22 protein-coding genes and 1 pseudogene are annotated in these 24,272 nt (G+C 69.3%); 10 read left to right on the forward strand and 13 right to left on the reverse strand.

Annotated elements, in window-relative coordinates:
* Positions 1-48 precede the first annotated feature (48 nt).
* The 5 genes and pseudogenes from PV762_RS17385 to PV762_RS17405 all read right to left on the reverse strand — a co-directional run bounded on the left by PV762_RS17385 (position 49) and on the right by PV762_RS17405 (position 4,021).
* Complete coding sequence (locus PV762_RS17385) at positions 49-711, reverse strand: amino acid ABC transporter permease (RefSeq protein ID WP_421036258.1); 663 nt, start codon at positions 709-711, stop codon at positions 49-51.
* A 217-nt stretch (positions 712-928) separates the two neighbouring features.
* Positions 929-1,912 carry a cytochrome d ubiquinol oxidase subunit II gene (locus PV762_RS17390; protein ID WP_421036259.1) on the reverse strand — a complete coding sequence of 328 codons (984 nt, stop codon included), beginning with the start codon at positions 1,910-1,912 and terminating at the stop codon, positions 929-931.
* A complete protein-coding gene (locus tag PV762_RS17395; RefSeq protein ID WP_421036289.1) occupies positions 1,909-2,862 on the reverse strand; it encodes a cytochrome ubiquinol oxidase subunit I in 954 nt (317 codons plus the stop codon). The genes PV762_RS17390 and PV762_RS17395 overlap by 4 nt, the downstream gene beginning before the upstream one ends.
* A 26-nt stretch (positions 2,863-2,888) precedes the next feature.
* Positions 2,889-2,948, reverse strand: a pseudogene (locus tag PV762_RS17400) (hypothetical protein); the annotation flags it as partial.
* A 158-nt stretch (positions 2,949-3,106) separates the two neighbouring features.
* A complete protein-coding gene (locus PV762_RS17405) occupies positions 3,107-4,021 on the reverse strand; it encodes a LysR family transcriptional regulator (protein ID WP_421036260.1) in 915 nt (304 codons plus the stop codon).
* Between the two features lie 90 nt (positions 4,022-4,111).
* Here PV762_RS17405 and PV762_RS17410 point away from each other — a divergent pair, with 90 nt between their 5' ends.
* From PV762_RS17410 to leuD, 3 genes are read left to right on the forward strand one after another with little or no spacing between them, the layout of a single operon-like run.
* Complete coding sequence (locus PV762_RS17410; protein WP_421036261.1) at positions 4,112-5,212, forward strand: alpha/beta fold hydrolase; 1,101 nt, start codon at positions 4,112-4,114, stop codon at positions 5,210-5,212.
* Positions 5,213-5,235: 23 nt separating this feature from the next.
* Positions 5,236-6,750, forward strand: a complete 1,515-nt coding sequence (leuC, locus tag PV762_RS17415; RefSeq protein ID WP_421036290.1) for a 3-isopropylmalate dehydratase large subunit — start codon at positions 5,236-5,238, stop codon at positions 6,748-6,750.
* Positions 6,747-7,376: a 3-isopropylmalate dehydratase small subunit gene (leuD, locus tag PV762_RS17420; RefSeq protein ID WP_421036262.1), complete on the forward strand. Its 630-nt coding sequence runs from the start codon at positions 6,747-6,749 to the stop codon at positions 7,374-7,376. The genes leuC and leuD overlap by 4 nt, the downstream gene beginning before the upstream one ends.
* On the opposite strand, the gene PV762_RS17425 is transcribed toward leuD, so the two are convergent.
* The 4 genes from PV762_RS17425 to PV762_RS17440 form a co-directional block, all read right to left on the reverse strand.
* Positions 7,377-9,587 carry a molybdopterin cofactor-binding domain-containing protein gene (locus PV762_RS17425; RefSeq protein WP_421036291.1) on the reverse strand — a complete coding sequence of 737 codons (2,211 nt, stop codon included), beginning with the start codon at positions 9,585-9,587 and terminating at the stop codon, positions 7,377-7,379.
* A gap of 116 nt (positions 9,588-9,703) precedes the next feature.
* Positions 9,704-10,162 (reverse strand): (2Fe-2S)-binding protein, encoded by a 459-nt coding sequence (locus PV762_RS17430; protein WP_421036263.1) that lies wholly within the window; start codon positions 10,160-10,162, stop codon positions 9,704-9,706.
* Entirely contained in the window at positions 10,159-11,055 is an 897-nt protein-coding gene (locus PV762_RS17435) for a hypothetical protein (protein ID WP_421036264.1), read from the reverse strand. The genes PV762_RS17430 and PV762_RS17435 overlap by 4 nt, the downstream gene beginning before the upstream one ends.
* 186 nt (positions 11,056-11,241) lie before the next feature.
* Positions 11,242-12,111 (reverse strand): DMT family transporter, encoded by an 870-nt coding sequence (locus PV762_RS17440; protein WP_421036265.1) that lies wholly within the window; start codon positions 12,109-12,111, stop codon positions 11,242-11,244.
* 89 nt (positions 12,112-12,200) lie between these two features.
* On the opposite strand from PV762_RS17440, the gene PV762_RS17445 reads away from it, so the two are divergent.
* Entirely contained in the window at positions 12,201-13,535 is a 1,335-nt protein-coding gene (locus PV762_RS17445; protein ID WP_421036266.1) for a PLP-dependent aminotransferase family protein, read from the forward strand.
* Here the strand turns inward: PV762_RS17445 and PV762_RS17450 are convergent.
* On the reverse strand, positions 13,504-14,454 hold the full coding sequence (locus tag PV762_RS17450) for a class I SAM-dependent methyltransferase (RefSeq protein ID WP_421036267.1): 951 nt from the start codon (positions 14,452-14,454) through the stop codon (positions 13,504-13,506). The genes PV762_RS17445 and PV762_RS17450 overlap by 32 nt on opposite strands.
* 127 nt (positions 14,455-14,581) lie before the next feature.
* Between PV762_RS17450 and PV762_RS17455 the strand changes: the two genes are divergently transcribed.
* From PV762_RS17455 to PV762_RS17475, 5 genes are all read left to right on the forward strand, one after another.
* Positions 14,582-15,055, forward strand: a complete 474-nt coding sequence (locus tag PV762_RS17455; RefSeq protein WP_421036268.1) for a DUF4124 domain-containing protein — start codon at positions 14,582-14,584, stop codon at positions 15,053-15,055.
* 135 nt (positions 15,056-15,190) lie between these two features.
* On the forward strand, positions 15,191-15,475 hold the full coding sequence (locus tag PV762_RS17460; protein WP_421036269.1) for an EF-hand domain-containing protein: 285 nt from the start codon (positions 15,191-15,193) through the stop codon (positions 15,473-15,475).
* Positions 15,476-15,924: 449 nt separating this feature from the next.
* Positions 15,925-17,217: an HlyD family secretion protein gene (locus tag PV762_RS17465; protein ID WP_421036270.1), complete on the forward strand. Its 1,293-nt coding sequence runs from the start codon at positions 15,925-15,927 to the stop codon at positions 17,215-17,217.
* Positions 17,214-19,373, forward strand: coding sequence for a peptidase domain-containing ABC transporter (locus tag PV762_RS17470; RefSeq protein ID WP_421036271.1), 2,160 nt, complete (start codon positions 17,214-17,216; stop codon positions 19,371-19,373). The genes PV762_RS17465 and PV762_RS17470 overlap by 4 nt, the downstream gene beginning before the upstream one ends.
* A gap of 43 nt (positions 19,374-19,416) precedes the next feature.
* The gene (locus tag PV762_RS17475; RefSeq protein WP_421036272.1) at positions 19,417-19,638 is read left to right on the forward strand and encodes a hypothetical protein; all 222 of its coding nucleotides are present in this window, start codon (positions 19,417-19,419) and stop codon (positions 19,636-19,638) included.
* Positions 19,639-19,768: 130 nt separating this feature from the next.
* Here PV762_RS17475 and PV762_RS17480 read toward each other — a convergent pair whose 3' ends face one another.
* The 3 genes from PV762_RS17480 to PV762_RS17490 form a co-directional block, all read right to left on the reverse strand.
* On the reverse strand, positions 19,769-20,560 hold the full coding sequence (locus PV762_RS17480) for a transporter substrate-binding domain-containing protein (protein WP_421036273.1): 792 nt from the start codon (positions 20,558-20,560) through the stop codon (positions 19,769-19,771).
* A gap of 167 nt (positions 20,561-20,727) precedes the next feature.
* Entirely contained in the window at positions 20,728-21,843 is a 1,116-nt protein-coding gene (locus tag PV762_RS17485; RefSeq protein ID WP_421036274.1) for a porin, read from the reverse strand.
* An 83-nt stretch (positions 21,844-21,926) separates the two neighbouring features.
* Positions 21,927-22,901: a CPBP family intramembrane glutamic endopeptidase gene (locus PV762_RS17490; protein ID WP_421036275.1), complete on the reverse strand. Its 975-nt coding sequence runs from the start codon at positions 22,899-22,901 to the stop codon at positions 21,927-21,929.
* A 544-nt stretch (positions 22,902-23,445) separates the two neighbouring features.
* Here PV762_RS17490 and PV762_RS17495 point away from each other — a divergent pair.
* Positions 23,446-24,225, forward strand: a complete 780-nt coding sequence (locus tag PV762_RS17495; protein WP_421036276.1) for a hypothetical protein — start codon at positions 23,446-23,448, stop codon at positions 24,223-24,225.
* Positions 24,226-24,272: the final 47 nt, after the last annotated feature.

Raw genomic sequence — 24,272 nt, forward strand, 5'->3', positions numbered from 1 at the left:
GCGGGCTCAGTGCGGTCTGATCGGTTCAGCGGGATCGGCGAGCGCCGATCAATGCGGATAGGCGAGTCGCTTCTCCATCCACTTCTGCACCCGCTCGAACGCGAAGCTCAAGACCCAGTAGATCAGCGCCGCGGCCACGTAGAGCGGGAACGGCTGGAAGGTCGTGGAGATGACCTCCTTGGTGGCGAGCATCAGCTCGGTCACGGCGATCACCGACACGAGCGACGTATCCTTGATCAGCGAGATCAGGCTGTTGGACAAACTGGGCACGGCCGCTCTCAGCGCCTGCGGGCCGACCACGAAACGCAGCGTCTGCGCACGGCTCAACCCCAGCGAGGTGCCCGCCAGCCACTGGCCCTGCGCAACCGCAGCGATCGAGCCGCGCAAGGTCTCGCTCATGTAGGCGGCAACGTTCAGCGTCAGCGTCAGCACGCCGGCCACCAGCGGGGAAAATTCGATGCCGATGCTCGGCAACCCGTAATAGACGATGAACACCTGCACCAGCAACGGCGTGCCGCGCATCGCGCTCACATAGACCGCCATCACGCGATCCAGCAGCGGCAGCTTGAGCACCCGCACCAGCGTGATCACCCCCGCCAGCGGCAGGCCGAAAATCATCGCCATCACCGCGAACAGCAGCGTGTAGCCGGTGCCCTTCAACAGCACCGGCCAAGCCAGCTCGGCCAGGGAAAGCAGGGAGTGGAAGTCCATGGAGTTCTTGGAATGGCTCGCTTCTCAGCGGAAGGCGGCATGTTGCCATCTCCTGAACTTCCGTCGCCAAGCGCGGGCTCTGGGAATTACTGCGACCGCCAAGCGCAGGCTCTGGGAATCACTGCGACCGCCAAGCGCGGGCTCTCCGCGACCCATGGGGCATCGCGTCCGCGAACCCCAAGGATCACTCCGGCCCCAGTGAGAACCAGGCGTTCGCTCAATACGCGAGCGCGCGCACCTTCCCACGGAACACTCGGTACGAGAACATCGAGTAAGCCAGGATCACCGGCAGCGTGAGGCCCGCGCCGACAAGCAGGAAACGCAGCGATTCATCTGCGGCCGCGGCATCCCAGATCGTGAGCCGGTCGATGACGACAAACGGATAGAGGCTGTAGGAAAGTCCGAAGAAGCTGAGCGTCAGGACGACGACCATCAGCGCGAACGGCGCCCAGCTCAGCTTGCCCAGGACGCGGTGCGAGTTCAACAGCCCGCGCAGCACAGCCAGCGCGAGCAGCGCCGTCAACGGCAGCGGCGCCAGCGCGATCAGGCCCGGCATGTCGAACCAGCGCGCCCGCACTGTCAGGCTCAGCCATGGCGAGGCGACGGACACGACCAGCAGTCCCGCGACAACCGCCGGCCAGGCACGCTTCGCCCACCCCACCGCGCGTCGCTGCAACCCGCCTTCCGTCTTGATCAGCAGCCAGCCCGCACCCAGCAACACATGGCAGGCCGTCAGCGCGATGGCGATGCCCGCAGCGAAGACCTGCGCCGCCGCGCCGTCCTCGAACCCGGTCACGTAGCGGCCGAGCATCCAGCCCTGCGCCAGGGAGGCCAGCGCGGATCCGCCCGCGAAGGCCGCCTCCCACCATCGCTTGTGCGCGGGATCGCCCTTGGCGCGGAAGTCGAAAGCCGCACCTCGCAGGATCAGCCCGAGCAGCATGAGCACGACCGGCACGTAGAGCGCGGTGAGCACCACGCCCTGCGCCTTCGGGAAGGCGATCAGCAGCAGGCCGACGGCCAGCACCAGCCAGGTCTCGTTGGCATCCCAGAACGGACCGATGGCCGCGACCATGCGGTCGCGATCGCCCTCCTCCGCCGCGACGGACAGCATCCCCACGCCGAGGTCGTAACCGTCCAGCACCACGTAGATCAGCAGCGAGAGCCCCATCAGGGCCATGAAGATCACCGGCAGCGCGCTCATGTGAAGCTCCTCGAGATCACGGCTGCCGAGATCGGCATCGATGGGGAGCCCACGGCCGGTTCAGCCGGTTCAGCCGGTCCGGCCGGTTCAGCCGGTTCAGCCGGTCCGGCCGAGACGCCCTTTTCCGAGTCCTTTTCAGCGCCCTTCTCCGCCATGCGCTTGACCGCGGCGACGTAGGCGATGAGGAGCGCGAGATAGACCGTCGCATAACCGGCCAGCGAGGCGGCGACCAGGGATCCCGGGTTGTTGGCGGCGACTTCCTGAGTCCGCAGCACGCCGTAGACGATGAAGGGCTGGCGGCCGATTTCAGTGACGTACCAGCCGGCCACGGTGGCGATCCAGCCGGAGAAGCTCATGAGCGACAGTCCCCACAACCACGGTCGAGGGAGCCGCCGCCAGCCCGAGCGCCGGAACAGCCACCACCCGCCCCAGGCGAAGACGAGCATCAGCAGGCCGACGCCGACCATCACGCGAAAGCCGAAGAACAGCGGCTTCACCGGCGGATGCGCGCCCTCGAATTCATTCAGTCCGCGGATCTCGCCGTCGACATCGTGCGTGAGGATCAGGCTGGCGAGCCGCGGAACGCCGATGGCGACACGGTTCTCCTTCGCCTGCTCGTCGGGCAGCGCGAAGAGCAGCAGCGGCGCGCCGCGCTCGGTGGTCCAGACGCCTTCCATCGCGGCGATCTTGGCGGGCTGATGCTTCAGTGTGTTGAGCCCGTGCAGGTCGCCGGCGACGATCTGCAGCGGAATCAGCACCGCGCCCAACGTGAGGCCGAGCCGCAGCACCCGGCGCGTGTGCGGCTGCTCGCGAGCCTTGAGCATCTGCCAGGCGCTGACGCCCGCCAGCAGGAAGGCGGCGGTGAGCCCGGAGGCGAGCAGCTTGTGGGCGAGCCGATACGGGAACGACGGGTTGAAGACGATGGCCCACCAGTCGACGGCACGACCCAGCCCAGCGCGATCGTGATCGTCGGGAAAAGGATGTGGAAGGTGATGTTGAGCGCGAACTGCAGGCGCGCGAGGATCAAGGAGTCCATGGCCGCGCAGTGTTCCGAAAGCGGCCCGCTCGCGGAAGGGACAGATCGTCCTAGGACAAGCTGCCCATGGACAGATTGCCCTAGGACGAAATGCCCCTCCCCTTACTCCCTCTCCCGCACTGCGGGAGAGGGGCTTGCGCGGGGCCTGCGGCCGTCGATCACCACCCGCCGTCGTCGCCCTCGCGGTTGGGCTCGAAGCGCGCCATCAGGAAGTCGACGAGCGCCCGCGTCTTCGCCGACAGTTGCGCGCGCGGCGGATAGATCAGGTGGATGTCCGCCGGCGGCATCGACCACTCCGCGAGCACGGGCCGCAAGCGTCCCGATCGCAGCATCGGCGCCGCTTCCCAGAACGAGCGCATCAGCACCCCGTGCCCATCGAGTCCCCACGCGAGCACGCTCTCGCCGTCGTTGGCGGCGAGCGGCCCGCGCACCTTCACCGTCTCCCTGCGCGCCCCTTGCTGGAAATGCCAGGTGCCGAAGGTTTCGTCGCTCTCGCGGATGAACAGGCAGGCGTGCCGCGCGAGTTCACGGGGCGTGGCGGGCTCCCCCGCGCGCTTCAGATAGGCGGGCGAGGCGCACAGCACGCGCCGGTTGCGTGCCAGCAGACGCGCCGTGAGCCGCGCATCGGGCGGTTCGCCGACGTGGACCTCCAGATCGATCCCCTGCTCGATCAGGTTGACCGGCCGATCCGTCAACGCCAGCTGCACCTCGACATCCGGGAACTGGCGCGCGAACTTCGACAGCGCCGGCGCCACATGCTTGCGTCCGAAGCCGAAGCTTGCCGCGACGCGCAGCAGCCCCTTGGGCGCCGCCTTGCTGCCGGCGACCGTGCGCTCCAGCGCCTCCAGCTCCTCCAGCACGCGCGCGCCGTCGACGAGGTAGGTCTCGCCCTCGGGCGTGAGGCCGATGCGGCGCGTGGTCCGCTGCAGCAGCCGCACGCCGAGCCGGCGCTCGATCGCTGCGAGCCGCTTGCTCACCGCCGGCGGCGTCACGCCGAGTTGCTGCGCCGCGGCCGCGAGGCTGCCCTGCTTCACCAGCAGCGCGAAAAAGGCCAGATCGGAGAAGCCGTCCATTGATGAACCTCCGGAACGAAAGAACTGCCGAAACGGAAATTATGTGCGCCCCATTCACTTCCAGAATCGGGACCAACGAGGAGTCTTCCCATGTCCGCTTCCCCCAGCCACGCTGCGCCAGATGCGCCAGATGCGCTCGATGCGCCAGATGCGCTCGATGCGCTCGATGCGCTTTATCCCGGCTTCCAGCACCTGAGCCTGCCCACCGCCGACGGCGTCCGCATCCACTTGACGATGGGCGGCACCGGCCCGGCATTGCTGCTGCTCCATGGCCACCCGCAGACGCGCGCGATCTGGCACAAGGTCGCGCCTGCGCTGGCGGAGCACTTCACCGTCGTCGCCGCCGACCTGCGCGGCTACGGCGACTCGTCGAAGCCGGAGGTGCCCGAAGCCCTGCACACGCTGCAGCCCGGCGCGGCGTCAACGTCAACGTCAACGTCAACGTCAACGTCAACGTCGGCGTCGGCGTCGGCGTCGGCGTCGGCGTCGAACAACCACGCCGCCTACAGCAAGCGCACGATGGCGGCCGACATGCTGAGCGTGATGCGCCAGCTCGGGCACGAACGCTTCGACGTGCTCGCGCACGATCGCGGCGGGCGCGTCGCGCATCGGCTGGCGATGGACGCGCCGGAGGCGGTGCGGCGGCTCGCCCTGCTGGACATCGCACCGACGCTGGACATGTACGAGGGCACCAGCGTCGCCTTCGCGCGCGCCTACTGGCACTGGTTCTTCCTGATCCAGCCGGCGCCGCTGCCGGAGCGCCTCATCGAGGCCGATCCCGGCGCCTACATCCGCGACGTGATGGGCCGGCGCAGCGCGGGCCTGGCGCCTTTCGACCCACGCGCGCTGGCCGAATACAAGCGCTGCCTCGCGCTGCCCGGCACCGCGCACGGCCTGTGCGAGGACTACCGCGCCAGCGCCGGCATCGACCTGGACCATGACCGCGAGGACCGCGCCGCCGGCCGCCGGCTGCGCATGCCGCTGCTCGCGCTCTGGGGCCGCGAGGGCGTCGTCCATCGCTGCTTCGAACCGCTGACCCTGTGGCGCGGTGTCGCCGACGACATGCGCGGCGAGGCCCTGCCCTGCGGCCACTACATCCCCGAGGAGGCGCCGGAGCAACTGCTCGATCGCGTGCTTCCCTTCTTCACCGCCGATGTCGTTGCCCATCAGGGCAAGGAGAGCCAGCCATGACCGCCACGCTCACGGATGTCGCCATGCCTGCGAATGCCGGAACGCCTGCAGGTGCCGCCCCGCGCACGCTCTATCGCAAGCTCGTCGACAGCCACACGGTAGCGACCCTCGACGCGCAGAACGTGCTGCTGTTCTGCGATCTGCACCTGATGAACGAGTACACCAGCCCGCAGGCCTTCACCGGCCTGCACGAGCAGGGCCGCGGCGTGCCGATGCCGGGGCAGAACGTGGCCGTGGTGAGCCACATCATCCCGACGCACCCGGTGGCACCCAAGCTGCGCGTGATCGCTGATCCCCCCTCGGCGCTGCAGGCGACCAATCTGAAGGCGAACTGCGATCGACACGGCATCCGGCTGTTCGACACGACCGACGCGCTGCAGGGCATCGAACACGTCGTGGCGCCGGAGCACGGGATGATCCGCCCCGGCATGGTCGTGATCTGCGGCGACAGCCACACGACGACCTACGGCGCGCTGGGCGCGCTGGGCTTCGGCATCGGGACCACGGAGGTGGCGCACGTGCTGGCCACGCAGACGCTGGTCTACCGGGTCGCGAAGGACATGCGCATCCGCGTCGACGGCGCGCTGCCGGTCGGCACGACGTCCAAGGACCTGATCCTCGCGATCATCGGCCGCATCGGCGCGCAGGGCGCGCGCGGCTACGTCGTCGAGTTCTGCGGCGAGGCGATCACCGCGCTGTCGGTCGAGGCCCGCTTCACGCTGTGCAACATGGCGGTGGAAGCCGGCGCGCGCGGCGCGCTGATCGCGCCAGACGAGACGGCGATCGATTACGTGCTCGCCCGCTGCCCCGACCTGGCCGGCGACTGGCGCGAGCCCGCCCTCGCCCACTGGGCGACGCTGCACAGCGACGACGATGCGGACTTCGACATCGAACATCGCTTCGAGGCCGCCGAGGTCGCGCCGCAGGTGACCTGGGGCACGAGCCCCGATCAGGTCGCGGCGATCGACGGTCCGATCCCCGATCCGGCATTGATGGACGAGGGGCCGACACGCGCGAGCGCCGAACGCGCGCTGCGCTACGCCCGTCTCGCCGGCGGCGCGGCGTTGGAAGGCACGCCGATCCAGCACGTGTTCATCGGCTCCTGCACGAACGGCCGCATCGAGGACCTGCGCGCGGCGGCGTCCGTGCTGCGCGGCCGTCACGTGGCGCCGGGCGTGCGCGCGATGGTGGTGCCGGGTTCCGGCGCCGTGCGCGCGATGGCGGAGGCGGAAGGCCTGGACCGCGTATTCCTCGACGCCGGCCTCGAATGGCGACAGCCGGGGTGCTCGATGTGCCTGGCGATGAACGACGACGTGCTCGCCGACGGCATCCGCTGCGCGTCGACGACCAACCGCAACTTCGAAGGCCGCCAGGGCCGCGGCGCGATCACGCACCTCATGAGCCCCGCGATGGCCGCCGCCGCCGCGGTGACCGGCCGACTCACCGACGTGCGCCGATTGGCTCCGGCGTCCGCATCGGCGTCCGCATCGGCATCCGCAGCGCAGGCTGCCTCTGCTCCCCAGGAGATCCCGCGATGAATCCCGTCCGCCAAGTCGAAGGCCGCACCGCGGCGCTGCGTCTCGAGAACCTCGACACCGACCAGATCATGCCCAAGCAGTTCCTGCGCGGCATCGACAAGAGCGGCCTGCGCGATGGGCTGCTCTACGACCTGCGTTTCGACGCCGACGGCCGCGAGCGCCAGGACTTCGTCCTCAACAGGCCCGAGTACGCCGGCGTGTCCGTGCTGCTCGGCGGCAACAACTTCGGCTGCGGCTCCAGCCGCGAGCACGCGGTCTGGGGTTTGCAGCAGGCGGGCATCCGCGCCGTCATCGCCCCGGGCTTCGGCGAGATCTTCTATTCGAATGCGATGGGCAACGGCCTGCTGCTGGTGGCGCTGCCGGAAGCGGACGTGCTCCGGCTGATGGTCGAGGCGGACCGTGTGCCAGGCAACGCCGTCACCATCGATGTCGAGACGCTGACGCTGCGCAGCGCGGGCGGTGTCCAGGCGCGTTTCGACATGCTGCCGCGACATCAGCGGATGCTGCTGGAAGGGCTGGACGCGATCGGGCTGTCGATGACCTACCGCGAGCAGATCGAGGCCTTCGCCAAAGCGCACTGGGAAGCGCAGCCGTGGGTGAAGGATGTGGCGAGGCTCCCGGCCTGATCACACCGGGAACGGCAGACTCCTGATCCGCTTCCCCGTCAACACCGCCATCGCATTCGCCATCGCCGGCGCGATGGGCGGGACGCCGCATTCGCCCATGCCGGTCGGCGGATCGGCCGACGGCACGACGTGCAGGTCGACCTTCGGCGCATCCACGTGGATGGGCACCCGGTAGTCGTTCCAGTTGCCCTGCTCGACCTCGCCGTTCTTCAAGGTGATCTGCGCCCCCGGCAGCGTCATGCCGACGCCCATCACCAGCGCGCCCTGCACCTGCGCCTCGATCGTGCGCGGGTTCACCGCGAGGTTGCAGTGCACCCCCGCCGTCACCTTGTGCAGCACCGGGCGGCCGTCCTTGATCGACACCTCGACCACGTAGGCGACCACCGTGTTGAAGGACTCGTGCACCGCCACGCCCCAGGCGTGGCCCTTGGCGAGCTTCGTCTTGCCGTAGCCGGACTTCTCGACCGCCAGGTCCAGCGCCGCGATGTGCCGCGCATGCTTGGCCAGCAGTTGCCGCCGGTACGCCACCGGATCGATCTTCCCCGCGCGCGCGAGCTCGTCGACCAGCGTCTCCATCACGAAAGCCGTGTGGGTGTGCCCCACCGAACGCCACCACAGCACCGGCACGTTGACCTTCGGGTGATGCACGTCCAGCGCGATCGGGAAGGGATAGGCGCTCTCGGCCACGCCCTCGGTCATGGTCGCGTCCGCGCCGTTCTTCACCATGAAGTCCGCGAACGGCGTGCCCATCGTGATCGACTGCCCGACGATCACATGCTTCCACGCGAGGACCCGGCCCTTGCCGTCATGCGCAATCTCGACACGGTGCAGGTGCGTCGGACGGTAGAAGCCGCCGCGCACGTCGTCCTCGCGCGTCCAGATCATCTTGATCGGACCGCGCTTGCCCGCCGCGTAGCGCGCCTTCGCCACCTGCGCGGCCTCGACGAGGTAGTCCGAGGTCGGCGTCGCGCGACGCCCGAATCCGCCGCCGGCGGTCATCGTGTTCAAGGTGACCTGCTCCGGCTTCAGGCCGAGCACGCCCGCCACCTGCGCCTGGTCCACCGTCTGGAACTGCGAGCCCACCCACACCGTGCAGCGGTCGCCCCGGAAGTCGATCGTGCAGTTCAGCGGCTCCATCGGCGTGTGCGCCAGGTACGGGAAGGTGTACTCCGCCGTGATGCGGCCCGGGGCAGCTTTCCCGCCCTTCGCCTCCAGCGCCGACGTGTCCGCTTTCTGCACCGACGCGCCCGGCTGCTTCGACAGCGCCCGGAACTGCTCCAGCTGCGACGCGCTGTCGACGCGCTCCAGGCCGCTCAGGTTCCAGTCGACCTTCACCAGCTCGCGCGCCTTGCGCGCGGGCCAGAAGCCGTTGGCGATGATCGCGAGACCTGTCGCCCCGCTGCTCAGCGGCACCTGGAGGATCTCCTCGACGCCGGGCACCGCGAGCGCGGCCGTCGCGTCGAAGGTCGCCACCTTCCCGCCGAAGACCGGCGGGTGGACCATCACCACCGTGCGCAGGTCCGGCAGCTTGACGTCGATGCCGAAGTCCTGGCGGCCCGTCGACTTCGCCCGAGCGTCGAGCCGGTTCACCGGTTTGCCGATCAGCTTGAACTGCGACGGGTCCTTGAGCTGCACCGTCGCGGGCACCGGCTCGGCGAATGCCGACTTCGCCAGCACGCCATAACCGAGCCGGCGACCGTCCGGCGCGATGACGCTGCCGGACTCCGTCCGCAACCGGGCGGCGGGCACGTTCAGTTGCTTCGCCGCCGCGGCGACCAGCATCGCGCGCAGGCGGGCGCCGATCTCGCGGTACTGCTGCCACGAGGCCTTCATGCTGGTGGAGCCGCCCACCATCTGGATGTGGAAGAACGGATCCTTGTAGGCCTCGCCCGCCGGCGCGAGCTCGCAGCGGACCTTGCTCCAGTCCGCATCCAGCTCCTCGGCCACCAGCATCGGCAGCGCCGTCTGCACGCCCTGGCCGAAATCGATCTTGCCGATCGTCACCGTGACGACGCCGTCGCCGTCGATCGCGACGAACGCCGACGGCTGCTGGAAGGGCTTGAGGCCTTCCGGCGCGCCGGAGGCACCGGGCGCGCCCGCGGCGGAAGCGCCGCTCCCCGCGGCCTCCTGCGCGCCGGCGCCGGTCGCGTACAACGCGAAGCCGGACGCGAGGCTCATCTTCAGGAAGACGCGGCGGCCAAGACCGCGCATCTCGCTCACCTCGCTGGTCCCGCTTGTCGCGACGCCGGCGGAACCGATGGGATCATCGATGCCCTCGGGCAACTCACCGCTCAGGTACTGGAACATGGGTCGCATGGGATGCTCCTTCAGGCCAGCGCGAGCGCGGCGTCCTTGACGGCGGCATGGATCCGCACATAGGTGCCGCAGCGGCAGAGGTTGGCGCTCATGGCGGCGTCGATGTCGGCGTCGCTGGGCTTGGGATTGGTCTTGAGCAGCGCGACGGCCGCCATGATCTGTCCGCTCTGGCAGTAGCCGCATTGCACGACGTCGTGCTTGACCCACGCGTCCTGCACGGCCAGGCCGATGCGGTCGCCGCCGATGGCCTCGATCGTGGTGATGTGCTGGCCGGCCACCGACTCGATCGGCGTGACGCAGGCGCGGCGCTGCTCGCCGTCGATGTGCACCGTGCACGCGCCGCAGACGGCGATGCCACAACCGAACTTCGTGCCCGTCATGCCCAGCGTGTCCCGCAGGACCCACAGCACCGGCGTGTCACCCGGGACGTCGACTTGTTGCGCTTGTCCGTTGAGACGGAACGACATCATGGCTGGCTCCTCGAAGCTTGCTGGGCGTTGGTGGCACCGGTGGCATTGGTGGCGGCGGTGGCGCCGGTGGCGTTGGCGACACCGGTGGCATCAGTGGCATCGGTGGCAAGCGCGCGCAGATGCTCGACCACGCCTTGCGTCGCGTCGGCCTTCGTCGTGCCGACGGACTTGCGCAGCGGTTCGGTGGCGTCGCAGGGCGCGCCGTTGCGGATCCAGGCCCGGACCTGTCCGTCGAAGCTCGCCTTGTCCAGCGGCGGCAGGCTGCGGCCGGGGCCGGGCTGCCAGCCCCAGGCGACCAGGTGGTCTGTCACCATGTGCTGCTCCAGCATCGCCAGCGAGCGGTTGCCGTTGGTCCTGGGTTCGCGGAAGACCTTGCACAGGGCCGCGCCCTGCAGGCCGACCCAGTTCATCTTCATGTTGGCGGGCGGCATGTGCCAGCCCGGCTTGCCATCGGTCTCAAGGCCCGGCGGCGCGTGCGGCAGCGGGCTGTTCTGCGTCGAATGGCAGGTCGTGCACTGCAGCGGCGCGACACCCTTGCCGTCCGCGCCGCGCTGCACCGGCGGGTAATGCAGGCGGCTGAAATCCCCCTGCAGCGGCGAATCCGGCACATGACAGTTCAGACATCGCGGATGCTTCAGCACGCGCTCCAGCTGCGCGAAGGCGGCGAGCCCGTCCTGCCGGTTCGGCGTGGCCGAGATCGGCGTCGGCGTGAAGGATCCGGGGCCGTCGGCCGCGTGGACCAGCGGCGTCGCGAGCGCCAGGCCCAGCACCGCCGCGCAGGCCATCGCGCAGGACGATGACAGCGGCGACCACAGCGGCGACCACAGCGGCGATGACAGCGGCGACGACAGCGGAATTGACCACGATGAATCCCGAGCGAAGCGAGCACCCATGTCGACCTCCTGATTGCGGCGTCACGACCCCGAGCAGTCTAGGAAGGCGCAAGGGGTCACGGCTTGCCTGATGCGACGGGAAACTTGCCCGATCCACCGGCTGCGGTGGCGGGCAAGGGCGGTTCCCGTCGGCGTCGGCGCGCGTCCCCGGTTTGCGGTCGTGACGCGGCAGTCTCGATTCAGCGTTCAGCGCGCGCGCGAGAAGTGCCGCGCCCCCGCCACGCACCCGATGACGGCGACGGTGACCGCGAGCATGACCGGGCTCACCGGTTCACGCAACAGGCCGGCGGCGAGCGCCAGGCCGAACAGCGGCTGCAGCAGCTGCAGCTGCCCGACGGCCGCGATGCCGCCCTGCGCGAGGCCGCGGTACCAGAACACGAAGCCGATCAGCATGCTGAACACGGACACGTAACCCAGGCCCACCCACGCCGGCGCGCCGATGCCGGCGACGCTGACCGGCAGGCGCCACAGCGCGAGCGCGAACATCGCCGGCAGCGACAGCACGAGCGCCCAGCAGATCACCTGCCAGCCGCCAAGCGTGCGCGAGAGCTTCGCGCCCTCCGCGTAGCCGAGTCCGCAGACGAGGATGGCCGCGAGCATCAGCAGGTCACCGGCCGGCGAGGCGGTCAGCCCCTGCGCCGCCGCGAAGCCGATGACCAGCAGGCTGCCGAGGACGGAGAAGATCCAGAACACGGGCCGCGGCCGCTCGCCGCCGCGCAGCACGCCGAAGGCGGCGGTCGACAGCGGCAGCAGCGCGATGAAGACCACCGAATGCGCCGAGGTCACGTGCTGCAGCGCCAGGGCCGTCAGCAGCGGGAAGCCGATGACGACGCCGACCGCGACGAGGGCCAGCGGCACGGCCTGCGCGGGCGTCGGTCGCTTCGCGCGCAGCAGCCACAGCGCCGACAACGCGAGCACGCCCGCGATGGTGGCGCGCGCGGCCGTGAGGAAGACCGGATCGAAATCCGCCACCGCGACGCGCGTCGCCGGCAGCGAGCCGCTGAAGATCAGCATGCCGGCGAATCCGTTCAGCCAGCCTCGCGATGCGGTGTCCATGTCCTCGGTGCCTCGATGGGGAGCGGGGACGCAGCGTAGGCGAGCGCATCAATACAATCAAGAAATTGTCATGGATACAGGCGCAAGGCATGGCTCAGCCCAGGTACAAGGCGGTGGTGGACCGCCTGGCGGCGGAGATCCGGACCGGCGTGCTCCCGCCCGGCGCGCGGTTGCCGACGCACCGGGAACTCGCGGGGCGCGAAGGCTTCGCGCTGGTGACGGCGACACGGGTCTACGCGGAGCTGCAGGCGATGGGCCTGATCAGCGGCGAGACCGGCCGCGGCACCTTCGTCAAGGAGACGGCGCTCGCGACGGGCCAGGGCGTCGACCTGGACGCGGTGGCGGCGGACATGGTCGACCTCAGCTTCAACTACCCCTCGCTGCCCGGTCAGACCGAACTGCTGCGCGGCGCGCTGCGCCAGCTGGCCGGCGCGGGCGACCTGGAGGCGCTGCTGCGCTACCAGCCGCACGGCGGCCGTCCGGCCGACCGCGCCGCGATCGCCCGTCATCTGGCGCGACGCGGACTGGCGGTCGAGGGCGAGCGGGTGCTGCTCGTCGACGGCGCGCAGCACGGGCTGGCGGTGACGCTGATGGCGCTGCTGGAGCCGGGCGACGTCGTCGCGGTCGACGCGCTGACCTATCCCGGATTCCGGTTGATCGCGGACATGCAGCGGCTGGAGCTCGCGCCCGTGCCGTCCGCCGGCGCGGGACCGGACCTCGACGCTCTGGAGGCGCTATGCAGACGCCGTCGCGTGAAGGCGATCTACACGATGCCGACGCTCAACAACCCGCTGGGCTGGGTGATGGCTGCGACGCGGCGTCGCGAGCTGGTGGCGCTGGCGCGGCGGCACGACCTGCTGATCGTCGAGGACGGCGCGTACGCCTACCTCGCCGAGGACCCGCCGCCGCCGCTGGCCATGCTGGCACCGGAGCGCACCGTCTACGTCTCCGGCTTTTCCAAGAGCGTCGCGGCGGGACTGCGGGTGGGTTTCGCGGTGGCGCCGGCGGACCGGGTCCATGCGCTGGAGCGGGCCATCCGGGCGACGACCTGGAACACGCCGGGCGTGATGACGGCCATCACCGCCGGGTGGCTGGAGGACGGCACGGTGTCGCGGCTCGAAACGCAGAAGCGCGAGGACGCGAAGCGTCGGCAGCGGCTCGTCGTCGAGCGGCTGGGCGCCATGAAGCGCGTCGGGCATCCGTCGTCCTACTTCGTGTGGTTGCCGCTGGGCGAGGAGGTCCGCGCCGACCAGGTCGCGATGGCGCTGCAGCGGGAGCGGGTGTCGGTCTCGACGGCCGAGCCCTTCGCCGTCACGAAGCAGGTGCCGCACGCGATCCGGCTGGCGCTGGGATCGGTGGACATCGCGCGGCTGCGCGTCGCGCTCGATCGCGTCAGGGAAGCGATCGAGGCGCGGAGCTTCTGAGCTCGGACTGCCGGTAGACCAGGACCTTCAGCGCCCGTTCCTCCGACACATCGGCGAAGCTGTCGGGATTGGCGACGCGCTCGATGAATTCGAGGTCGGGCGCTTCCGCGGCAAGCGTCTCGCGCAGGAAATCGGTGCCGAGCTTGGGCGTGTTCAGGCACACGAGCGCGTGGCCGCCGGGCGCGAGCAGGTCGGGCAGCTTTCGCGCGAGCCGCGCGTAGTCCTTGGTCGCGACGAAACTGCCCTTCTGGTAGCTCGGCGGATCGAGCACGACGAGGTCGTAGGGCGCGCCGCGGCGGATCTTGCCCCACGAGTTGAAGATGTCGTGCGCGTGGAACGCGGCATGGTCCTGCACGCCGTTGAGCTGGTGGTTGCGCCGCCCGGTCGCGAGCGGGCCGCGCGCCATGTCGTAGTTCTCGACGGTGCCGGCGCCCGCGTGCCGCGCCACGACCGAGAACGCGCAGGTGTAGGCGAAGAGGTTGAGCACCGAGCCACCGGGATGCGCCTGCGCCCAGCGCCGCACCCATCGACGGCCCTCGGCCATGTCGAGGAAGAAGCCGTGGTTCTGCCCGTGCGGCAGGTTGACGTGGAAGCGCACGCCGTCTTCCTCGACGACGTGCTCGTCGGGCAGCGTGCCGGCCATGAGGCGGTTGGCGGGCCGGTTCTCGTCGCGATGCTGGAAGAGCCAGTTCAAGGGCTCGCCCGGCGCGATCACGGCCCAGCGCGCGGCCAGCGCGTCGCCGATGCGGGTGAGTTCCTCCTCCGTGACCGGCGCGAAGCTGGTCAGCAGGAAGACCGGCGGATAGGCGTCCAGCGCCCACTGCTCGCAGCCGGGAAACCGGCCGCCGCGGCCGTGGAAGAGGCGGCCGGCGTCGGTCGGCCGCGTGAGGGAGGCGATGGCGTCGAGGAGCGCTTGCATGAAGAGGCTCGGAAAGGGGGCGTCAGTGTAGACAGCCAGCGGCACCCCTCCGGAGGGATGGGCCGTCCGCCAGAGACTGGGTACAGTCCCACCGTCCAAAATAACAGACGATGCCAGGGAGGGCGCCATGACATGTCGGGCGCAGAAGAACGTGCGGCGGCTTCGCTTCGAACGCCGCCTGCGGATGACGGTGATCGCCGTCGCGCTGACCGTGCCGGCCATCGCCGCGCAGGCGCAGCAGGTCTACAAATGGGTGGATGCGAACGGCCGCGTCCAGTATTCGGAGCGCAAGCCCAGCGACGCCGCCACCCGCTCGACCGAGATCAAGCCCCCACCGCCGCCGCAACCGGTGCCTGCGCCCGTGCCCGTGTACCGGCCGCAACCGGACGCCTCCGGGCAGACGGTCGCCCCTCCCGCCCCACGGCGTGAGTCTTCCGTGCCGCTGTCGTTGTCGGCAGGTCTCAACCGCGAAAGCGACGCCTATCGATGCGCCTTGGCCAAGGACGTCCTCAGCGGCGCGGTCCAGCACGCGAATGGGGCCCCGACCGACGCGCACGACCGCCAGGTGGCGCAGAACGATCTCCGCTTGTATTGCAAGTGACCACGTGGCCGCACGATCGGACATGAAAACCGGCCCCCCCCCACAGCGATATCCGTTGACGAAGCTTTACCGGCGCCGCATCAACGGCATCACATGCCGCGGCGATGCTTCAGGCTCCACTTCAGCGGAGTTCACATGAAAGCCATCCTGACCGCCATGGCCGGCGCCGTGGTCGCGACCCTGGCCCTCACCACCCTGCCCGCGCAGGCGCAGAACGGCAAGGCCGCCCAGAAACTCGAGGACCGGTTCGCCGCCGCGGACAAGGACCACGACGGCAAGCTGACCAAGGCCGAAGCCGAGGCCGGCATGCCCCGCCTGGCCAAGCACTTCGACGAGGTCGACACGCAGAAGACCGGCTCGGTCACGCTCGACCAGGTCAAGCAGTACGCGGCCGCCCAGATGAAGGACCGCAAGAAGTAATCCGGAAAACTGGCAACGACTGGCCCCATCGCGGCGCCCCGCTCTCACCGGCGTGGGCGCCGCGCCACATCCGGCGCCGGATCTTCCCTCCCGACCAGGCGATTGGCTCCCCGATCGTCATCAGCCGTTTTGGGTGATCCGACAGCAGCCCTCCCGCCACCCCTCCCTCGTCGAGGTGGGCGCTCGCGGTGCGCGACCACTCCTCTGAGGACCAGGACAGCATGGAGGGGGGTGTCGCCCACACATCCGCGTCATCGACGACGCGGTGAACCTTTCCGAAGCATGTCTCCGGAAGGAAATCAATCCTCTTTCGGAGCCCCCTCCCCGCCGACATCCGCGGCGTCCGGAACCGCCGAAGAATCCGATCCGTTGCCGCCACCGCGGCGTCATGGACGGAATCGCATCAGATGTTTCGGGCAGCGGTCAGGGAGTCTCAGCAGGCCACATGGATGGGCAGCATCCGCGTCGCGCAACGGCCGGAGGCCGGCATCGTCGCGGCGATCGCGGTGGTGCTGGCGATCGCGCTGATCGCCTTCGCGCTGATCGGACAGGTCTCGCGCAAGGCCCGCGTGCCGGGCCTGCTGATGCCGGTCGGCGGCCTGCTGCAGGTGGCCGCGCCCCTGGCGGGACAGGTCGAGGAGCTGCTCGTCGAGGAAGGCGACGCGGTGCGCCGCGGACAGCCCCTGGCGCGCGTGCGCAGCGAGCGCCTGGTCGACGGCGGCGACATGACGGCGCTCACCCTGCGCGCGGTCGAGGTCAGGCGCGACAGTCTGGCCACGGAGCGCCGGCTGCAGCAGCGCCAGGCGGATGAGCGTCGCGAGACCCTCGTCGGACGCCTGCGCAGCCTGCGCGTCGAGACGGATCAGGCCGCCGGGGAACTGGACCTGATCCGCCAGCGTGTCGACCTCGCGCAGCGCAGCCGCAAGCGTTACGCGGCGCTGGCGGCGAGCGGCTACCTGTCCGAGGTCCAGATCCAGCAGAAGGACGAGGACCTGCTCGACCTGCGTGCGCGCGAGCACGGCGCGCAGCGGGCGATCGAGTCGCTCACGCGCGAGACGCGGACGCTGACTGCGGAGCTCGCCTCGATTCCGACAAGCCTGGCGACGGCGATGACGCAGCTCGACCGCGTCGTGGCGCAGCTGGAGCAGGAACGTGCCGAACTGCAGGCTCGCGCAAGCGTCGCCCTCACCGCGCCCCGCGACGGACGCGTGAGCGCCCTGCCCCTGCGCGCCGGTCAGGCGGTCCAGGCCGGGCAGACGCTGGTGACGCTCGTGCCGACGCCGCCCCCAACGCCGGAAGCTTCGAGCACGCCGATGTCACCGATGTCGCCGATGCCGATTCGCCCTCACCCGCCGCCGCGCCTGCTCGCGCAGCTCTATGCGCCGAGCCGGACGGTGGGGTTCGTCCAGCCCGGCCAGCCGGTGTGGCTGCGCTACGCCGCCTACCCGTACCAGAAGTTCGGCATGGCCAGAGGCGAGGTCGCGCGCGTGAGCACCACGCCCATCGCGCCGCAGGACCTTCCCGCCGGGCAGGCGCAGGCGCTGGTCAGCGCGGCGCAGGCGAACGAGCCGCTCTACCGCATCGATGTGCGCCTGGATCGCGAGGACATCGCCGCCTACGGCCGGGACCTGCCGCTGCGCGCGGGCATGGCGCTCGATGCGGACGTGACGCTCGAACACCGGCGCGTCTGGGAATGGGTGCTGGAGCCCTTGCTCGCGACCGCCCGACGGGTGCGGCCGTGACGGTCCGTCCCGCGCCCCTCCTCCAGTCCGAGATCGCCGAGTGCGGACTGGCCTGCCTGGCCATGATCGCCTCGGCGCACGGCAATGCGGTGACGCTGCCCGAGCTGCGCCGGCGCTTCCCCGCCGCGCTGAAGGGCATGCAGCTGCGCGACCTCATCGAGGTCGCCGCCGGCCTGGGTTTCTCCGGCCGGCCGTTGAAGCTGGACCTCGCGCTGCTCGGCAAGCTGTCGCTGCCCTGCATCCTGCACTGGGACCTGCGCCATTTCGTCGTGCTCACGAAGGTCCGCGGACGCGCCGTCACCGTGCTCGATCCGGCGGTCGGCGAGCGGCGCCTCACGCTCGCCGAGGTTTCCGCCCACTTCACCGGCGTCGCGCTCGAACTGACGCCGAATGCGGCGTTCCAGCCGGCCGCCGCCGCGCCGCGCGTGTCGCTCTCCGCGCTCACCGGCAAGGTGCTCGGCCTGCGTCGCTCGCTGCTGCAGATCGTGCTGGTCGCGGGGGTGCTGGAGCTCTTCGCGATCGTCGCGCCGCTGTGCAACCAGCTCATCGTCGACGACGTGCTCACTTCCGGCGACCGCGACCTGCTGAAGGTACTCGTCGCCGGATTCGGCCTGCTGCTGGCGACGCAGACGGCGCTGGGCGTCGCACGCTCCTGGCTGCTGATCCTGCTCACGCAGACGCTGTCGCTGCAATGGCGTGCCAACGCCTTCGCCCATCTGCTCCGGCTGCCCGTGGCCTTCTTCGAGCGCCGCCATCTGGGCGACATCACCTCGCGCTTCGGCGCGGTCGAAGCGATCCAGAAGACGCTGACCAGCGCCGCGATCGAGGCCGTCCTCGACGGACTGATGGCCGCGGCGGCCCTGGTCATGATGCTGGTCTACGCCTGGCCGCTGGCGCTGGTGGTGCTGGGCGCGGTCGCGTCGTACGGGCTGCTGCGCTGGGTCGCCTACCGGCCGCTGAAGGAGGCCTCCGCCGAACGCCTGGTCGTCGCGGCGCGGGAGCACTCGCACTTCCTCGAGACCTTGCGCGCGATGACGCCGCTGAAGCTGTTCGGCCGCGAGCACGAGCGCCGCGCGCAGTGGCAGAACCTGATCGTCGAGGTGCAGAACCGGGACGTCCGCACGGCCAGGCTGGCGATGGCGACGGGCGCCGCCAACACCTTCCTGTTCGGGGTGGAGAACCTGCTGGTGCTGTTCCTCGGCGCGGGGCTGATCCTGGACGGCCAGCAGGCGGGCGCCGTGACGATGACGGTCGGCATGCTGTTCGCGTTCCTGAGCTACAAGATGCAGTTCACCGGACGCGTCTCGGCGCTGATCGACTACGCCGTCGAGTGGCGCATGCTGGGCCTGCATGCCGAGCGCCTGGCCGACATCGCCCTGGAGCCGCCCGAGCCGGACGAGGCGCCGGCCAGCGACCTCGCGCACCTCGACGCCAGCCTGGCGCTGTGCGACGTCAGCTTCCGCTACGGCCCGCACGAGCCGTGGATCCTCCGCCACGTGAATCTGGAGGTGCCGGCCGGCCAGAGCGTGGCGATCACCGGGCCCAGCGGCGCGGGCAAGACGACGCTGCTGAAGGTGATGCTGGGGCTGCTGGAGCCCGTCGAGGGCGAGGTCCGCTACGGCGGGGTGCCGCTGCGGCAGCTGGGGCTGAAGAACGTGCGCGGCCGCATCGGCACGGTGATGCAGGAGGATGTGCTGCTGACGGGGTCGCTGGCGGAGAACATCGCGTTCTTCGACGCGCGGCCGGATCCGGAGCGGGTGCGGCTCTGCGCCGCGATGGCGCAGGTCCATGCGGACATCGCGGGCATGCCGATGGGATATGAGACGCTGGTGGGCGATCTCGGCAGCGGGCTGTCGGGCGGGCAGAAGCAGCGCGTGCTGCTGGCGAGGGCGCTGTACCGCGGGCCGCGCATCCTCGCGCTGGACGAAGCGACCAGCCACCTGGACATCGCGTGCGAGCGCGCGGTCGCGGCGAATCTCGCGGATCTGCCGCTGACGCGGCTGATGATCGCGCACCGGCCGGACACGATCGCCGGCGCGCAGCGCGTGGTGGTGCTGGAGCGCGGCGTCCTGCGCGAGGGCGCACCGCTCCCCCCTTCGATGGCCCCCCTCGACGCCCTCTCGCGGGGGAGTGTCAGCGAGGACTCGTCGACCTAGAGTTGATCGCACCCCACAACCTGAACCTCAACCTGAAAGGCTGATGATGTTTGAAGAGCTGACGACGCAGGAAATCGCGCTGGTGAGCGGCGGCGACCGCTGGGCTGGCACGTCGGACGGACGCGCGCCCTGCCTGGCGACGCCCGCGCTCGAGACGGGAACGACGGGCGCGACCGGTTCGCCGGGAGCGATCGGCGGATCGCAAGGCGATGGCGGGCTGGCTGGCGCGATGGCCATGGTGAAGACGCAGAACAAGAGCCGCTGATCGTGTCCCTGAGGCCCGGACGTCTGCGAGAGGCTTGCAGACGTCCAAGAGAAAAGGGCCGGCGCGAGGGCATCGCGCCGGCCCGTTCGATCGCTGATCTTTCGTCGATCGATGGCGGATCAGTTGCGGATCACTTGTTGTCGATCGGCTTGCTGACGTCGCGTTCGAACCACTTGGTGGAGATCTTGGCGTAGGTACCGTCGGCCTGCAGGTCGGCGAGGGCCTTGTCGATCGCGGCCTGGAACTTGGGGCTGCCCTTGCGGAACGGGATGGCGTTGGTGGCGGGTTTGCCGATGGCGGCGCCGGCCTTGACGGGCAGCTTGGTCTTGTCCTTGAGGTAGGGGATCAGCAGCGAGTCGTTGAGGGCGGCGTCGATGCGGCCGGTGGCGAGGTCCTGGAGGTACTCGGTGGCGCCGGGATAGGTGCGCACTTCGGCGCCGTCCCAGGACTTGGCGAGTTCGGCGAAGTTGGAGCCCTGGCCGACGCCGATCTTCTTGCCCTTGAGGTCCGCGGCGGTGTTGAGCGGGCGGGTCTCGTTGGCGCGGATGATCAGTTGCGGGTACGAGGTGACGTACGGAGCGCTGAAGTCGAAGGTCTTGCGGCGCTCGTCGGTGGCGGCGACCTGGTTGACGATGACGTCGTACTTGCCGGCCTGGAGGCCGGCGAGGATGCCGCTCCACTCGGTGGTGGTGAATTCTGGCTTGACGCCGAGCTTGGCGGCGAGGGCCTTGGCGATGTCGACGTCGAAGCCGTCGAGCTGGCCCTTGGCGTCCTTGAAGTTGAACGGCGGGTAGGTGCCCTCGACGGCGACGCGCAGCGTGCCGCGGGACTTCACGTCGTCGAGCAGATCGGCGGCGTGGGCCGCCAGCGAAGCGCCGGCGAGCAGCGCGGCTGCGATCAGGGAAGTGCGGAGTGCTTTCATGGGGCCCCTCGTTGTTCGTAGGAAGGGCTCATGTTGCCACCAGTCGACCCCGTCATCGGGCATATGGATATGCCGCGCAAGACATGAGGGACAGGGGCTGCGGCCGGCGGCCTGCGGGCCACGACCAACTGGCGACGGGCAGTGGATGGCGGTGGAGGCGTCGGCGGTCAGAACGCGTGCCGCACCCCCAGCGCGAAGACGGTGGGTTTCTCCCCGGCGCCGACGCCCAACGGATTGATGGCGAAGTCGTAGGCGGCGCGGGCCTGGTTGTCGATGCGCGAGACATAGGCGTAGAAGCCGGTGCGCCTGGACAGGGTGTAGTCCGCGCCCAGCGTCCACTGCCGCGAGCCGGTGTCGTCGCCGGCCGAGACGAAGCCGACGCGCGTGCCTGCGGGGCCCTTGCCCTCGCCGGCGTGGGTGAAGCTGGCGCGCAGGCTGGTCGCGCCGAGCTGCCAGGTCGCGGCGACGAAGACGCTGTCGCGCGTCAACGCGCCGATCGGCGTCTCGTAGCGCAGGCGCTCCACGGCGGTGGCGAGTCGCCCCGGCCCGAAGCGGTAGGCGGCGCCGAGCTTGGTGGCGGAGTCCGTGAGCTTCGGACCCTGGTAATCGCGGTGCTGCTCGTGGGCGAGCGCGAGATTCCAGGGGCCTTGGTCCCAGGTGACGGAGGCGGATAGCAGTTGCGGCTTCGCGCCGTTCGGGCCGACCTCGCCGTCGTTGAAGGCGTAGGCGATGCGGCCGGTGAGGCCGCTGAGCCAGGATTGGCTGCTCCAGGCGGGCGTCCAGTACTGGACGATGTTCTGCTGCCGCCGGTCGAAGGATGCGGTGTTGGTGAGGTGGTTGGTGGTGGGTGCGGAGCCGTTGGCCATCAACGCCATGTAGCCGGCGGTGGTCGGGTACCAGGGGTCGAGGGTGTTGGTGGCCAGGAGGTAAGGCGTGCCCCAGTGGCCGGCGAACACCAGGCCGTACGGGGTCTGCAAGCCGACACGCGTATCGCGGTTGGCGAGGGACGGACCGACGCCGGTGTCGAGGGCGAGCGAGCCCTCGATCTGGAACAGCGCCTGGACGCCGTCGCCCAGGTCTTCGGCGCCGCGGAAGCCGATGACGGAGCGGTTGTTGGACTCGCGGTTGACGGCGCGGTCGCGCGGGGCGTGGCTGGCGTCGGCGTGCTCGAGCGAGACGTTGAGGCGGCCGTAGACCGTGACGGTGGATTGGGCGTGGGCGGTGGTGGTCGCGATGAGCGCGAGGCCGCCGAACAGGAATGAGGAGAGAGGACGGGACTGCATCGGTGCGGGCGAGGTGGCGTCACAGCGATGTTGGCGCGAGCCGGCCGATTGCGACTCTCTCCTTTGGGGCGGGATTCAACAATTCAAAGCAATGCGGATGACGCCACGATCGTTGCATGGCTGTCGTTCAAGGCGTAGCAGGCTTTCCGTCGCTCCGCACGCCGATGACCGAGCTCGAAGGCGATCGTGAGAAAGATGAGCGCCAGACCGATGGCTGGCTTCATGGGCGCGAATTCCTCAGGGCTGAGCAACGGCGAGACCATCAGGGTGCGCCCCTTCAACAGGTCGATCGTCACGTTCATCGCCAGATGCAGTGCGGTCGTGCAGAACACCGAGCGGGTGCGCCAAAAGACGACACCGAACAACAAGGCGCCGGGGATGACCAGGACGGCGTCCTTGAGCGGGTGCATCACCGTGAATATCGCGGCCGCCCCCACGAGCCCTGCCACTTCGTTGCCGAAGAGCCTGCTGATCAAGGTCTGCAGCAAGGCGCGATGAAAAAGTTCTTCGAAAAGAACGCCCAACAACATCGCCGTGAGCGTGACCGTCCAGATCTGCGGATGGACCCTCGGATTGATGGGATGGAATCCATTCGATCGGATGGCCTCGAAGTCGACTAAGAGCGCCGCGACAGCAATTGACACAACGGCTCCCGCGACCAAGCCGATCATCATCCGAGCTCGAACTTGAAACAGCGTCTTCATCGGATGGCCGCGATGGATGAACGCGAGCATCCAAAGTGAGATGACCATCGACAAACACATCGTCGACAGGTTCCGGATCGCCCAATTCAATGGCGTCGCGCCGGGTCCAGATTGAATCGGGAACGCTCCTTCCACGAACTTCGCCGCGACGCCAATCGCTGCCACCGCGAACAGCAGAAGAACGAATTCGACCAACCGCCTTGCGCCGCGATTCAAAGCGTCAGCGGGATATTTAATATTTTTCATTGAGACAAATTCGAATAAATAACCAGCCATCCTATCCCGATCAAATCCAATCCATAAATAGCATTCATTAACTAGCATCGACAAGTTATTTTCAATCGACGCCACCATGGATATGGTTAGCCTGTTGACGCCAAGGGTCATTTCGCGCCGAGCGAATCTGCGAGAAACAATAGGATGGAATATGCAGGTGCTCACGGAAGCGGAAATTGACATGGTCTCCGGCGGAGACAGTTGGGCGGGCACGCCCGAGGGCCGAGCTGCATGGGAACCCTCGCCGGATCGTTGGCTGGGGTGCATGATGAGTCCTGATACTGTCAAGGCTTCCCAGGCCAACGCGGTCATTGCGGCAATGATTTGCGGGGGAAAGCAGTTGCAGCAATATGCAAGCGAGAACTGGTAAACACCTGATCCAATAACCAGAGGGGTGATTCAAACCCGCGTAGGTAACCACTCACAGGGCGCTTCGGCGCCCTTTTTTCATTCCGCGTGCGAGCCTCAACGCTTCCTTCACCAAGTGTTCAACCATCGCGGGTAGCCTCGTCCGCCAAAGCCGGGCACACCGGCGACCAAGAAAGCGATCGTGGCCATGCAGCGCGTCGAGGGAGTGGGAGTCGGAGTGGGACCGGGAGTAGGACTGGAAGTGGGGCTGGGAGTGAGCCGCCGGGCGATGGTGCTGGCGCCGCTCCTCGGGCTGGCGGTGAATGCCGTGGCAGCGCCGGGGTCGCTGAACGCACCGAGCGCGGCGAGCGCGGCCGGCGCCTCGAATGCGACGGCGGGATCGACGGTCCCGCTCGCGCTGCCGGAGGGGATCAACTTCGCGAAGATCAAGCCGGTGCTGGAGCTCATCGGCCGCAACGCGGCGCTCGCGTGGGACTACCAGTTGGTGCCGGTGCCGCGCCTGCTGGCGATGGTGGAGAACGGCTGGACGCTGGGGTTCGGGGCCGGGAGGTCGTCGAGCCGGTCGTCGCGGCTGCTGTTCTCGGAGGACGTCTTCGTCAGCGGCGTGTGGCCGATCGCGCGCAGCGAGGTCGATCGGGAGCTGCGCGCGGTGGACGACCTCAAGGACCTGCGGGTGTGCCTGGTGCGGGGGCTGGACTACGGCCGCGCGCTGGAGCAGGCGAAGGGGGCCCTCTACGCGGCGGAGTACGTGTCCGGGGATTTGCGGACGAGGATCCGGCAGCTCATGGCGGGCCGGTGCGACGTGCTGCTGGCGAATCACGTCAATGCCGATGTGCGCGTGCTGAGGCAGGGCATCGCGGACGCGGGCGGCAACCTGGATCGGCTGAAGGTCGGGCCGTCGCCGCTGGGCACGCTGGCCGAGCGCTTCGTGACGGCGAGGGGGAGCAGCCTGGCGGCGCTGATGCCGGTGCTCGATCAGGCGGTGAGGGGCACGCGCCGCGAGATCGGGCAGTTGCTGGCGGCGGAGGAGTGAGGGCCGGCGCGATGCGGCGATGATGGGTGGGCGGCGGTGGCCGCCCG

The organism is Mitsuaria sp. CC2 (assembly GCF_048957715.1).
GTDB lineage: Bacteria > Pseudomonadota > Gammaproteobacteria > Burkholderiales > Burkholderiaceae_C > Roseateles.